Here is a 12977-nt window from a genome sequence, read left to right as displayed (position 1 = left end):
GGTACAGTATGTGCTGAAGTCACCTAGCGAGGTGAGATCGATTCCTGTGCCGAGCGCCGCCTTGGGCCCGCCGCCGGGCCGGGCCTTTCGCGGCGACTTTCGCCGCGCCAAATCGCGCTCCCGTGCCCTCCTTTTCCAAATTCGCCACCGTATTCCGGGGTGCCGGATGGACCGTGACATCGTTTGACTGCGCAGCTTTACCCGCTCATAGTGGTTATGCACGTCGGTCAAATGCGCGACGGCGGCCGGATGCTCACTTCGGGAGTTGATCGAGGCGTGGCAGTGGACTCCGGATCGATGCCGCGCGACGGCCGACCCGAGTGGCCCGCGACGCTGGACGTGCCCGCGCTCGTCGCCGGCGGATGGACGCCCACCCCGTTCGGCGAGTTCGTGGTCAAGGTCAACAGCAGGTGCGACCTGGCGTGCGACTACTGCTACGTGTACGAGATGGCCGACCAGAGCTGGCGTGACCAGCCGATGCGCATGTCCACCTCGACGGCGGCCTGGACGGCCCACCGGATCGCCGAGCACGCCGAGACCCACGGGCTGCGCTCGGTCGAGCTGATCCTGCACGGAGGCGAACCGCTCCTGGCCGGCCCCGACCGCCTGTGCGCCGTCGTCGCCGGCGTGCGCGAGGCCGTCGGCGGGACGGCCCGGGTGAACGCCCGCGTGCAGACGAACGGCGTCCGGCTAGACGCCCGATCCCTTCGCGCGTTCGACGAGCTGGACATCAAGGTGGCGGTCAGCCTGGACGGCGACCGGGCCGCCCACGACCGTCACCGCCGGTACGCCAACGGCAAGGGCAGCCACGACGCCGTCGCCCGCTCGCTGGCCCTGCTGCGCGGCTCGTTCCCGCACCTGTTCAGCGGCCTGCTGTGCACCGTCGACCTCGCGAACGACCCGGTCACCACCTACGAGGCGCTGCTCGGCCACGAGCCGCCGAAGATGGACTTCCTGCTGCCCCTGGGCGACTGGTCGTCCCCGCCGCCGGGGCGGGTCCGCGGATCCGCGCGCACGCCGTACGCCGACTGGCTCGTCGCCGTCTTCGACCGCTGGTACGCCGCCCCCCGGAAGGACACCGAGATCCGCCTGTTCAGCGAGATCATCCAGCTCCTGCTCGGCGGGCGGTCGGTCAACGAGTCCATCGGGCTGATGCCGGTGACCGTCGTGGTGATAGACACCGACGGCGCGATCGAGCTGTCCGACACCGTCAAATCCCTGCGCCCGGACTCGCCCCCGACCGGGCTGCACGTCTCCAGGAACACCTTCGACGAGGCGCTGCTCCTGCCCGACGCCGCCGCCCGGCAGATCGGGGAGCAGGCGCTGGCGCCGGAATGCCGTTCCTGCCGGGTGCGCAGCGTTTGCGGCGGCGGTTATTACGCGCATCGTTACGACCGGGGCCGGGGTTTTGCGAATCCGTCCGTCTACTGCCCTGACTTGTTGAAACTCATCGGGCACGTCAGGAAAGCCGTGGCAGCCGATCTGGAAAGGTTCAGATGAGCTTCAGGAGGCATCGCATATCCGACGAGCTGTTCACGTTGATGGCGTCCGGCGGAGGCGGGGCCGAGGCCATGCGCCAATTGGCCGCCATCGAACGCAGTAAACACCTGTTGCTGCTGCGCGGAGTCGTGCTCGGCGCCCGGACCGCCGGCCATCCGGGCGCACGCGACGCCGCGGACGCCTACGAGCTGCTGGCCGCCGTCCAGGACAAGGCGCCCGCGGCCGTCGAGGCGGTGTTGTGCTACCCGTCCGTGGGGGCCTGGTTGCGGACGACCGTGATGGAGCTGGAACGGGACCCGGCGCGGGCCCGTCCGGACGGCCTGGCGGCGCTGGCGGCGGCCGCGGCGATCAGGGCGCGGGCCCCGCTGTCCGTCGAGGTGAGCACCCATGACGGTTCCCTGGTGCTCCCGTCGCTGGGCGTGGCGTCCGTGGCGGAGGACCGGGTGACGGTGCGTTCCACGCCCGAGGGGGCGCGGGTCGGAGATGTCGTGATCATGCCCTCCGGCGACGCCCCGGGCTGGCGGGGGCTGCGCCGGCTGACCGCTTCCGCGAACGGCCACACGCTCGAACTGATGGTCGACGACCTCGACCCGCACCGGATGGCCGCCGACGTGGCGGGCCGGTTGCCGGACGAGGAGCTCCCCTGGTGGCGGGCCGCGCTGCGCGAGGCGTGGCAGATCCTCACCGCCCACCATCCCGCCACGGCGGACGAGATCCGGCTCGCCTACCGCGTGGTCACTCCGCTGCGCGAACCCGAACGAGGAGGGCAGGTGAGCGGGACGGCGTCGGAGACCTTCGGCGCCGTCGGCGTGTCGGCCCCACCGGACGGCCTGACGCTCGCCGCCGCGCTCGCCCACGAGGTCCAGCACGCCAAGCTCGGCGCGCTGCAGGAGGTCGTCCGCCTGACCGAGCCGGACGACCGCAGCCGCTTCTACGCCCCCTGGCGCGACGATCCACGGCCCGTGGCAGCGCTGCTCCAGGGCGCGTACGCGTTCCTGGGCGTCAGCGGGTTCTGGCGGCGGCAACGCCGGCACCAGCAGATCGCCCTGTACGCCGACGCCGAGTTCGCGCGCTGGCGCGACGGCACCAGCAAGGCGGTGGACACGCTGATGGACAGCGGCCTGCTCACCCCGGCAGGCCGGCGCTTCGTCACCGGCATGGGCCGGGTGCTGCTCTCCTGGCTCGGCGAGCCCGTGCCCGCACCCGCCATGGCCAACGCCCGCCACCAGGCCGAGCGGCACCTCACCCGGTGGCGGCTGGCGAACGGCGAGCCGCGAGTCTAGATCGGCGGCGGGTCGAAGTCGAAGTCGAGCTGCCGTTGTTCCCTGGCCACCACCGCGTCGGGGTGGTTGGGGCCGAGCACGCGGTCGTAGTGGACGAGCGTGCTGGACAGGAGGGCGTCGGCCTCCTCCTCGGACCCGGTCCGCCGCAGGATCACGGAGAGGTTGGCGGCGCAGCCCAGGGTCAGCGGGTGGCTCTCCCCGAGGAGTTGCCTGGTTCGTTTGTGGGTGTCGTCGCCGAGTCGCTGCGCGAGGGTCAGCTCGCCGAGCGCGGTCAGGTCGCTGGCCAGGTTGATGGCGACGGTGAGGGAGTAGTGGTGGTCGCGGGTGAGCCTGGCGTCGAGCGCCTCCAGGCACTGCTCGTTGAGCTTGCGGGCGCTGGCGGCGTCGCCGCGCACGCGGTGCATGAGGGCCAGGTTGCCGGCGCAGCCGTGGTTGTAGGGGTGCTCGGGACGGTAGGCCCCCGGGTAGCGCTCCATGGTCTGCGCGGCCAGGTCGAACGCCGCGTTGATCCGGCCGGTGGTGCGCATGGCGTTGGCGTTGTTCATGGCGGCGGCCAGGGTGTCGGGATGGCTCGGGCCGAACAGCCGGGTGCTGCGTTCGAGCACGTCCTGGGCCAGGGCGCTGGCCTCGTCGTAGCGGCCTGAGCGCCGCAGCGCGATCGACCAGTCCTTGGCCGTGCGCAGCGTCACCCAGTGCTCGACGTCGAGCTCCTTGACGCCGAAGGCGTGCGCCTCCTCGGCGAGGTCGCAGGCCTCCTCGTAGTCGCCGCAGAGCCGGACCACCCGGACGAGGTTGCCCCAGAAGATCAGGTGCGAGACCTTGCTCACGTCGGTGCGCTTGCTGGAGGCGTTGTAGACGTCCTCGTGCATCGAGCGGGCCCGGGTGTAGTTGCTGATCAGGGCGTAGTCGAGCGCCAGGTTGTTGGTGGCGTTGAGCACTTCGAGGTGGGTGCGGCCCAGGGCGGAGACGTGCGCCTGGAGGACCTGTTCCTCGTGCCGGGTCGCGTCGGCGAAGTCGCCCCGGGCGCGCAGGTCGGCCCCGAGGCCCTGGGCGATGAACAACGACATCTCGTGCTCGTCGCCGAGGACCTGCTTCGCGCGTTCCCACGCCGCGCTGTCGGTCTCGTAGGCCCCCGGGTAGTCGCCGAGCTCGCGCTGCACGCTTCCCATCTGGGCCTGGGCGGCGATCACATGGCGGTCGTCGGGGCCGGAGTCGATGGTCCACTGCCGCAGGAAGTCGCCGGCGAAGGACAGGCCCAGCTGGTGCTGCCCGGACCGGTAGAGGTAGCGGACCATGTTCAGGGCGAAGTCACGCACTTCGGGGTCGCGGGTGAAGGCCACCTCCGAGGGCACGATGTGGCGCACCAGTTCGCTGTAACGCGGCCAGTTGGCCTCGTTCTCCGGGTCTCCGGGCCGGGCGCTGGCCAGCAGCCGGTGGACCACCTTCCTGAAGCGGTCCTGCTCCTCGTCGTTCAGGTCGGCGCGCAGCAGCGCCTGGATCAGCCGGTGCACCTGGAGCGTGCGGTTCTCCGGGTCGAGCCCGGCGAGGGCGTAGCGGCCGATGACCCGGATCGCCTTGCTGCGCATCAACGGCTTGTCGAGGAGATCCTGCAGACCCGGGCCGGCTCCTTCGGCGCCCCAGCGGAAGACGTCGACCGGAATGGGGTCGGGGCCGAAGAAGGCGCAGCAGCGCAGGAGGTCGACCGCCTCGGCCATCTGCTGCTCCAGCTGGGAGACCGACAGTCTCCAGGCGGCCGTCATCGAGCGCGGGTAGTCGAGCGGCTTGGGGTCCTGGAGGGTGTCGGGCATGTGCCGGGCGAGCTGCTGGAGGTACTCCTCCACCGACATTCCCGCCTCGGCCTGCAGGGCGCCGGCCTGCTCAAGGGCGAGCGGCAGGTGCCCCAGCTCCTCGGCGAGGCGCCGGGCGTCGGCCTCCTGCAACTTGTTCGACACCCGCTTGTGGAGGAACTGGACGCTCTCGCCCTTGGTGAAGACGTCGACCGGGACGGTGTCCACGACGCTGCGCCATTCCTGGTTGCGCGAGGTGATCAGCACATGGCCCGGACCGCGCGGGATCAGCCTGTTGATGTCTTCGGGCTGGTCGGCGTTGTCGAAGATGAGCAGCCAGCGGTCGGAGGGCTCGCCCCGGCGCAACGCGTCGAGAACGGCGGCCGCGGTGTCCTCGATGCCGACGGCCTTGACCGGCGGGAGATCCAGCCGCGGGGCGAGGGCGGCCAGGGCGGCGGGCACCAGAAGGGCCTGGTCGGCGGCGATCCACCAGACGATGTCGTAGTCGGCCGCGTAGCGCCAGGCGTACTCCACCGCCACCTGGGTCTTGCCGACGCCGCCCATGCCGTGCAGGGCGTGCGGCACGACCGCTGTGACATCTGAGGCGATTCCAGCGTGAAGTTGTTCAAGAAGGGCTTCTCGGCCCGTGAAATTCTTATTGCGCGGTGGTATCTTGTCGCCCCAAATTTTGGGCATGGCCGCAGCCCGCGAACCCGTCACGCTTCCGATCGTAGCAATAACCCGCTTGTGGAGCGCACCGCCACACCAGTGTCGGCAAAAAGGACATCTCGGTATAACCTTCTGATATATTTATCTTTCGCCCGGAAGGTTACGTCTATCTAGGCAAGGATCGCCCAATGGGCGATGCTGTAGCGGGTGAGCTTTGCGGCCGTCCGCCCGGCGGGGACACAGGAGGAAGGTGTGCACAAGAGTCCAGAGGAAGGCGGCGAGGGCTCGTTCGACCTCTCTGAGGCGTCACTACGAGACATCGCGGCCCTCTCGGACGACGACCCGTCCGTCTTCGCGGAGGCGGTCAAGAGGGCGATCGCCCAGAGTGGATTCCTCCCTGGGTTCAATCAATCCATATGACCCGTTTTGTTCGCCGACTGCGTTTGGGAGGCGACCGCCATGCAGGACACCGTCCGCGTCCCGCGCGGTGGGTCGCGCCATTTCCACTCTCTCGGCCACCCTAAAATCGCCTCGTACGCCGAACCGGGCGCCGCCCGCCGGATTCGAATGAGGCCATCGGGATGACCATCAGCATGATGTCCCATGATGTCGATAGGCATCCATATGTTGGCGGTCGTCCCTTTCGTACGGATGAGGCCAGTCAATTCTTCGGGCGGGACGAGGTGGCGGCCGAGCTCTCCCGGCATTGGGCGCGGCATCGCGTCACCGTCCTCGCCGGGGCGTCGGGGGTGGGGAAGACCTCGCTGATCAACGCGAGGATCGTGTCCGCCGCCGTGCCCGTCGGGAGCCCGCTGAGCGCACCTCCGCTCCCGCTCGGCGCCGTACCCGAGCACAACCCGTATGCGCTGGCGCTGCTGTCCACGTGGTCCCCGGCCGTGCCGCCGCATCGGCTCGTGGGCCTGTCGATCTACGAGTTCCTGCGCGGGAACGCCGTGCGGTCCGTGGTCGTCGACCGGGTTGAGCAGGTGTTCGAGGGGCCGCCGCAGCTGAGCGCCCACCGCGACGACTTCCTCGCCCAGATGCGCGAGGTCATCGAGGAGATGCCGGATCTGCGGATGCTGGTGTCCATCCGCGAGGAGCGTCTCGGTGATCTGGAGAGCGCGCTGGGGCCTCTGGAGCCGTACCGGCTGGGGCCGCTGACGGAGCGGCAGGCGCTGGAGGCCGTGGAGGGCCCGATCCGGGGCAGCGGGCGGTGGTTCGCCGAAGGCGCGGCCGAGGAGATCGTGTCCCGCACGGGAGGGCCGGGCGGGGTCGATCCGGTGCTGCTCCAGGCGGCGTGTTCGGACCTGTGGGCGTCGTTGCCCGCCGACACGCCGGGCATCACCGTCCAGGACGTGCGCACCCGGCCGGGCGTCGAGCGGTCGCTCACGCTGTTGTGCGGGCGGGCGATCAGAGAGGTCGCCAGGGACCACAACGTGTCGGCCCTGCGGCTGACCTCGGCGTTGCAGCGTGCCTTCGCACCCGGGCGCACCGGCGGGATCACGCGCGAGGAGCTCTCCGCCGCGGTGCTCCGGGCCCTGGAGGACGAACACGTGCTCAAAGGCGGCACGGCGTACCGGCTGCGGCACGAGCTGCTGGCCGCCCCCCTGATGCGGGTGGACGTGCCCGAGCTCCAGACCGGCGAGATCACCCCAGAGCGGTATCTGGAGTCGGCCGAGTCCGCGCTGTCCAGGCTCGATCTCACCGCCGCCGAACGCCTGGCCAACGCCGCCCTGGCCACCGCCGAGGAGGACGACCTGTCGATCCGGGCCGTGGCCGAGTCGCGGCTCGGCGACGTCGCGCACCTGCGCCGCCATCCCGCCCAGGCCGTCGACCACTACCGCACGGCGGCCGCGCTGTTCGAGACCGTGCAGGAGAACTCGGCCGTGGCCCGGCTGCTGGCGGCCATCGGGCGTTCGCTGCTGGCCAAGGGCAAGGACGCCGAGGCCGTGGAGACCATGCGGTCGGCCGTCGACCGCACGCCGGCCGACTCCGCCCTGCAGACCGAGCTGGGCCGCGTCCTGTGGCTGGTCGGCCAGGCACGCGCCGGGGTGACGGTGCTCACGGACGTCCTCAACGCCGACTCCCGGGCCCCCGAGGCCCTGCGCACGCGCGGCGAGATGCTCGCCGACCTCGGCCAGCCCGAGGCGGCGCTGCGCGACCTGAACCAGGTCGGGCGCCATCTGCGCCCGGAGGGCCGCGCCGCCCGCGCGCTCGCACTCAGCACCATGGGGCGGCCCGGCGAGGCCGAGGAGGACGTGCAGGCCGCGCTGTCCGCCGGCTCGGGCAACGGGCCCGCCCTCCTGTACGCCGCCCGGGTCCGCGAGCTGGGCGGCAACCGCACCGGCGCCGCCGACCTCGCCCGGCTCTCGCTGGCCGCCACCGCGCCGGCGCTGGCGCCCCACCAGCACCAGGCGGCGCTTCAGCTCCTGGGCGGCGGGTCCAGCGCCTTCTGATCCGACGGTTCCCGGTCCGACGTCGCCCGGTTGAAGGCCTCCCAGCTCGCGTCCAGCTCCTCGAAGGCCAGCGGCCCGACCATCTCCCCCTTCAGGAACTGGCCCTCGACGTCGTAGGTCAGCTTCGTCGCCTGGGCGGCGCGGCTGGCCTGTTCGTAGCCGGCCTCGGCGAGCCTGCGGGCGGCGGTGGCGGCCGGGCCGGGGGAGAGCACGGCGACGCGGGCGGCGAGGTCGCCGAGCAGGGCCGCCTGGGTCTCGATGGCGGCCAGCCGCTGGTTCATGTCCTCCCAGGGGCGGTGGGCGGCGACCTCGATCTGCAGCCGGAGCTTCCGGGCGCCGCCCAGCAGGTTGGCGCAGGCTTCGTCGCGCTGCTGTTCCCGCTGCTCCTCACGGCGGCGGCGGGCCTCCCGCTCCTCCTTGCGGGCGGCGGCGCGGTTGGTCAGGGTGACGCCGCCCAGGGCGCTGAGGGCGCCGATCACGCCACCGAGTGCGGAGACGACGGCCGGGAGAAGCGTGGCATCGGGCATGCCTCGATTCTGGCCGCTCCCCCTCACCGCCGCGCGGCCTCGGAAGAAGCCGCCGCACCCACCTGGCGGCCCCTTCAGAAGGCGGGGAAGGCCCAGCCCGAGGGGTGGAAGGGCGCGCGCTCGCCGCGGAAGGCGAGCGAGGCGGCGGTGACCGCGCCGGGGCGCAGTTCCTCGACCCGGCCGGCGGCGGCCATGGACGACAGGGTGGTGCCGCCCAGATAGGCCGCGCCGAGTTCGGCGGAGGTCAGCCGCAGGTCGGGCCGGGCCTCGGTGCGTTCGCAGGTGACGGAGTCGCCGTCGGCCCGCAGGTGGTGGCGTCCGGCGTTCCACGGGCAGAACGGGTCCTGGACCTCCAGGACGAGATCCAGCGGGGTCGAGTAGCGGCGTGCCGTCAGAGCCCGGTCGACGTCCACCAGGCGGACCCAGAGGTTGTCGATCAAGGCGGTGCGGGCGGCGCGCGGGTCGGTCAGCAGGTGCTTCAGCGGTTCGTCGACGGCGCCGTCGTAGGTGAGGCCGGAGTGCGCGTCGAGGTCGATCAGGTAGCGCCACAGGGCGGCGTAGGACTGCCTGGTGGCGGCCGCGACCTCGATGACCTGCACCAGCGCCTCCTTGGAGCGGTAGAGGACGTAGCCGGTGACCTCGCCGCCGGGCTCGGCGTGGACGGCGAAGCGCAGCTCCGTCCCGCCGTCGCGGACGCGTTCGCCGTCCGCCAGGCGCGCCTGCCAGAACTTCTCCGTGCGGTCCACCCAGCCGACCGCGCCACGGCGGACGGTGTCGTAGACCTTCTCCAGCAGCGGGCGGGCCTCCTGGCGGCCGAGCAGACGGATCCTCCCGTCACCGAGGTCCGTGCCGGGCCGCAGGGCCATGAGCCTCTTGTCCGCCTGGATCTCGGCGACGTGGCTGGCGATGCCGTACCCGAACCGGCCGTAGATGGTGGCCTCGGCGGCGTTGAGCGCGGTGATCGGCTCACCGCCCGACTCGTGCAGGTCGGTGAGCTGCTTGCGCATCATCGCGGTGAGGATGCCGCGGCGCCGGTGCGTGGGCAGGACCGCGACGAGCGTGATGCCGGCGACGGGGACGGCCGCGCCGGGGATCGTCATGACGCGGCCGTAGATCGACGCGCCGCCGACGATCTCCTCGCCGTCGAAGGCCGCGATCGTGCGTTCGGGCTCGATGGAGACGGCGGCGTTCCGGAGGCCGCCCTCGCGCCAGTCCTGGCCGTACGTCGTGGTGATCATGCGGGCCCAGGTGTCGAGCTCGTGGGCGGCGATGGTCCGCAGCGGGTAGGTGGCTGTCATGTTTCGAGGGTGGCCGGGTAAACAGGCGTCGCACATCGGGTGATCCAGGTATTTATATGCTGGCGCGGTGGTGGCGGAGCGTGTGGTCAGCCCGGTGTTCGTCGGCCGGGGCGAGGAGCTGGCGGCCCTGGTGGCGGCCCTGGACACCGCCGTCGAGCAGGGGCCCGCGGTGGCGCTGGTGGCCGGGGAGGCCGGGATCGGCAAGTCGCGGCTGCTCGCCGAGTTCGCGCGGTCGCTGGGCCCGGGGGTGCGGGTGGTCGAGGGCGCCTGCGCCGAGCTGGGCAGCGACGGCCTGCCGTACGCGCCGTTCGTGACGGTGCTGCGCCGGCTCATCCGCGTCGAGGGGGTGCTGCCCGGGCCGTACCGGCAGCTGGCCCGCTGGTTCCCCGAGCTGGGGGAGGCCGGTGAGGCGGAGGGCGGCAAGCACCGGCTGTACGAGGAGGTCCTGACGCTGGTCGAGCGGGCGGCCGCGGACCAGCCGGTCGTCCTCGCGGTCGAGGACCTGCACTGGGCCGACGCCGCCACCCGCGAGCTGCTCGGCTTCCTGGCCAGGAACCTGACCCGGCCCGGCGTGCTCCTGCTGATCACCTACCGGCCGCACGAGACCGCCGACGGGCCGCTGCTGTCCGAGCTCACCCGCCGCCCGCGCGCCACCGCGTTGCGGCTGGACCGCCTGGACCGGCAGGACGTGGGCCGCCAGCTGGCCGCCATCCTCGGCGCCGAACCGGACGCCGACGCCGTGCTCCGCGTGCACGAACGCAGCGACGGCAATCCGCTGTTCGTCGAGGCGCTCGCGCGCGCCGGCGAGCGCACCCCGGACAGCCTGCGCGACCTGCTGCTGCACGGCCCGCGTTCACTGCCGGGCCCGGCCCGTGAGCTGCTGCGCCTGGCCTCGGTGGCGGGCGGGCGGGTCGCCCACCTGCTGCTGGCGGAGGTCGCCGGGCAGGACGGGACCGAGCTGGACGCCCTGCTGCGCGAGCTCGTGGACCGCAGCCTGATCGTCACGGTAGGGGACGGCTACGACTTCCGCCATGCGCTGATCCGGCACGCCGTCTACGAGGATCTGCTGCCCGGCGAGCGGGCACGCCTGCACGCGCGTTACGCCGAGGCCCTGCGCGACGGCAACGCCCACGCCGAGCTGGCCGCGCACGCCTACGCCGCCGGTGACCGCGGGCTGGCGCTGTCCGCCGCCTACCTGGCCGCGGGGCAGGCGCGCAGGTCCTACGCCTACCAGGAACAGGTCCGCATGCTCGACCAGGTCCTCGAACTGTGGGACCCGCGGGCCCGGCTGGGCGTCGACCGGGTCGGCGTCCTGACCATGGCGGCCGAGGCCGCCATGCTCAGCGGCGAGTACGCCCGCGGCATCGACCACGCCACCGCGGGACTGGCCGCCGTGGACGAACGGCGCGAACCCGAGCGGGCCGCCCACCTCCTGGAGCTTCGGGGCAGGCTGTCGCACCGGCTGAACGCGACCGGCGTCTCCGACTGGGAACGCGCCCTGGACCTGCTGGCCGCCGCACCCGGTGGCGTCCAGCGGGGGCGGCTGCTCGGGGTGCTGGCCATGGGCCTGCTGCCCGAGGTGGACAGGGCGCGCGACCTGTTCGTGGAGGCGCTCGGCATCGGCCGGCGTACCGGCGACGCGACGGTCACCGTCCGCGGGCTGCTGGGGGTCGGGTCCATGACGCGCGACCTCGGGATGCTGGCCGAGGCCCGTACGCTGGCCGAGCGGCTGGACAGCCCCGACCTGCTCATGACCGTCCCCATGTACGAGGCCACGCTGCACACCAAGGCCGGCGACCAGCACCGCGCCGTCGAGGCGGCCGGCGACGGCATCCGCCACGCCCGCCGGTACGGGCTGGGCCGCAGCCGCGGCGCCGAACTCGCCCGCCACGCCGCGCACGGCCTGATCCTGGCCGGGCGGTGGGACGAGGCGTCCGCCCTGCTGGCGGAGAGCCTCCAGCAGGATCCGCCGCCGCTGTCGCGCCAGGCCCTGCGCGTCCTGGCCGGGCACCTGGCGCTGCTGCGCGGGGACCTGGCCGCCGCCGCCGACGCCGCCGCGGCGGTCGAGCACGCGGGGAGCGGCAGCCTGTTCTCCCGCCACCAGTTGTTCTGCCTGCTCGCCGTCGCCCAGGGCGACCCGGAACGGGCCGATGTGCTGCTGGGCCGGGCGCTGGCCGACCCGGCGCTCACCCGGGTCTACAGCAGCGACGCCCGGCCGGTCCTGGTCGCCGGCGCCCTGGTGCAGCGGGCCCGGCTCGACCGCGGCGCGCCCGGCGAGCGGGTCGCGGCCCGGCAGGCCGAACTCGTCGCCGTCGATGATCGGCTCGGCGTGGAGGGGCCGTTCGACCGAGGCTGGCAGGTGATGTTGCGCGCGCTGGTCGAGGACGACGGCTGGGACGGAGCGGCGGCCGCCTGGCGGGAACTGCGGCAGCCGTACGAGCTGGCGCTGAGCCTGTTCCACGGCGCGCGGGCCGCGCTGGCGGCGGGCGACCGGCCCGGCGGAACGGCCCTTCTCAGGGAGGCCGGGCGGCTGGCCGAGGACCTGGGGGCCGCGCCGCTCGCCCGCGAGATCGCCCTGCTCGGACGGCCCAGGCCGGCCCGGGACGGGCTCACCGAGCGCGAACGCGACGTGCTCACCCTGATCGCCGAGGGGCTGAGCAACCGGCAGATCGCCGCCCGGCTGCACATTTCGCCGAGTACGGCGGGTGTGCACGTCTCCCACATCCTGGCGAAACTGGGCGCGACCACCCGCACGGAGGCGGCGGCCATCGCCTTCCGCGACGGGCTGACGGGGTCCTCCCCGGACCGGTGAGCGGGTCGCCCGCCGCAGGTCGTCGTCATGGCGAAGCACCCGGGTCGGAGCCTTGCCGCCGGACCCGCGCCGGGGCCCGGTCGGCTGCTCCTCCGTGCCGCCCGCCGTCGGCGGGGGAGCAGGGTCAGGTCAGGGTGTCCTCGACCTTGATCTGGCCGCCTTGGACGACCCACCTCTGGTTGGGGTGGTCGAGGCAGGTCCAGAGGCGGACGTTGGTGTTGTTGGCGCGGCTGTTGGTGGTGTCGAGGCAGACTTCGCGTCCGGTGCCGATGGTGTCCTCGACCTTGATGTGGCCGTTCTGGATGACCCACTTCTGGTTGGGGTGGTTGAGACAGGTCCAGAGGCGGACGTTGGTGTTGTTGGCGCGGCTGTTGGTGGTGTCGAGGCAGACTTCGCGTCCGGTGCCGATGGTGTCCTCGACCTTGATGTGGCCGTTCTGGATGACCCACTTCTGGTTGGGGTGGTCGAGGCAGGTCCACAGGCGGACGACGGTGTTGTCGGCGCGGCTGTTGGTGGCGTCGAGGCACACCGGTGGGCCGGCCTGGGCGGCGTGAGCCGTGGAGGCGGCGGCCGGGGCGACGGCCACGGCCACCACGGCGACTGCGGACGTGGCCAGAAGGCGGGCGAGGGGACTGACGGGCATGG

General features: G+C 72.6%; 9 protein-coding genes. 5 read left to right on the top strand and 4 right to left on the bottom strand.

Translation table 11 applies throughout. The features are described from left to right. Nucleotides 1-276: 276 nt before the first annotated feature. Nucleotides 277-1500 (top strand): FxsB family cyclophane-forming radical SAM/SPASM peptide maturase, encoded by a 1224-nt coding sequence (locus ACWCSU_RS48040; protein WP_449943244.1) that lies wholly within the window; start codon nucleotides 277-279, stop codon nucleotides 1498-1500. Then, on the top strand, nucleotides 1497-2783 hold the full coding sequence (locus ACWCSU_RS48035) for an HEXXH motif domain-containing protein (protein WP_449943242.1): 1287 nt from the start codon (nucleotides 1497-1499) through the stop codon (nucleotides 2781-2783). Before ACWCSU_RS48040 ends, ACWCSU_RS48035 begins: the two co-directional genes overlap by 4 nt. Here ACWCSU_RS48035 and fxsT read toward each other — a convergent pair. After that, nucleotides 2780-5266 carry an FxSxx-COOH system tetratricopeptide repeat protein gene (fxsT, locus tag ACWCSU_RS48030; protein ID WP_364101841.1) on the bottom strand — a complete coding sequence of 829 codons (2487 nt, stop codon included), beginning with the start codon at nucleotides 5264-5266 and terminating at the stop codon, nucleotides 2780-2782. The genes ACWCSU_RS48035 and fxsT overlap by 4 nt on opposite strands. A gap of 180 nt (nucleotides 5267-5446) precedes the next feature. On the opposite strand from fxsT, the gene ACWCSU_RS48025 reads away from it, so the two are divergent. Both ACWCSU_RS48025 and ACWCSU_RS48020 read left to right on the top strand, forming a co-directional pair. Next, nucleotides 5447-5659 (top strand): hypothetical protein, encoded by a 213-nt coding sequence (locus ACWCSU_RS48025; RefSeq protein ID WP_357707661.1) that lies wholly within the window; start codon nucleotides 5447-5449, stop codon nucleotides 5657-5659. 161 nt (nucleotides 5660-5820) lie between these two features. Next, nucleotides 5821-7695 carry an nSTAND1 domain-containing NTPase gene (locus tag ACWCSU_RS48020; RefSeq protein WP_449943239.1) on the top strand — a complete coding sequence of 625 codons (1875 nt, stop codon included), beginning with the start codon at nucleotides 5821-5823 and terminating at the stop codon, nucleotides 7693-7695. Here ACWCSU_RS48020 and ACWCSU_RS48015 read toward each other — a convergent pair. Then, nucleotides 7662-8222: a hypothetical protein gene (locus ACWCSU_RS48015; protein ID WP_449943236.1), complete on the bottom strand. Its 561-nt coding sequence runs from the start codon at nucleotides 8220-8222 to the stop codon at nucleotides 7662-7664. The genes ACWCSU_RS48020 and ACWCSU_RS48015 overlap by 34 nt on opposite strands. Nucleotides 8223-8296: 74 nt before the next feature. Then, nucleotides 8297-9520: a GNAT family N-acetyltransferase gene (locus ACWCSU_RS48010; protein WP_449943233.1), complete on the bottom strand. Its 1224-nt coding sequence runs from the start codon at nucleotides 9518-9520 to the stop codon at nucleotides 8297-8299. A 67-nt stretch (nucleotides 9521-9587) separates the two neighbouring features. On the opposite strand from ACWCSU_RS48010, the gene ACWCSU_RS48005 reads away from it, so the two are divergent. After that, nucleotides 9588-12332, top strand: coding sequence for a helix-turn-helix transcriptional regulator (locus ACWCSU_RS48005; protein ID WP_449943231.1), 2745 nt, complete (start codon nucleotides 9588-9590; stop codon nucleotides 12330-12332). Between the two features lie 124 nt (nucleotides 12333-12456). Here ACWCSU_RS48005 and ACWCSU_RS48000 read toward each other — a convergent pair whose 3' ends face one another. Further along, nucleotides 12457-12975 carry an RICIN domain-containing protein gene (locus ACWCSU_RS48000; protein ID WP_449943229.1) on the bottom strand — a complete coding sequence of 173 codons (519 nt, stop codon included), beginning with the start codon at nucleotides 12973-12975 and terminating at the stop codon, nucleotides 12457-12459. Nucleotides 12976-12977 lie beyond the last annotated feature (2 nt).

Source organism: Nonomuraea sp. NPDC001699, from assembly GCF_053596455.1.
The sequence above is the reverse complement of the archived record's forward strand: the minus strand, read 5'-3'. Positions and strand labels throughout refer to the sequence as shown.

Coding starts and splice junctions, on each gene's coding strand:
- ACWCSU_RS48035 (WP_449943242.1), top strand. CDS start 1,497: ATGAGCTTCAGGAGGCATCGCATATCCGACGAGCTGTTCACGTTGATG.
- fxsT (WP_364101841.1), bottom strand. CDS start 5,266: ATGCCCAAAATTTGGGGCGACAAGATACCACCGCGCAATAAGAATTTC.
- ACWCSU_RS48020 (WP_449943239.1), top strand. CDS start 5,821: ATGACCATCAGCATGATGTCCCATGATGTCGATAGGCATCCATATGTT.
- ACWCSU_RS48015 (WP_449943236.1), bottom strand. CDS start 8,222: ATGCCCGATGCCACGCTTCTCCCGGCCGTCGTCTCCGCACTCGGTGGC.
- ACWCSU_RS48010 (WP_449943233.1), bottom strand. CDS start 9,520: ATGACAGCCACCTACCCGCTGCGGACCATCGCCGCCCACGAGCTCGAC.
- ACWCSU_RS48000 (WP_449943229.1), bottom strand. CDS start 12,975: ATGCCCGTCAGTCCCCTCGCCCGCCTTCTGGCCACGTCCGCAGTCGCC.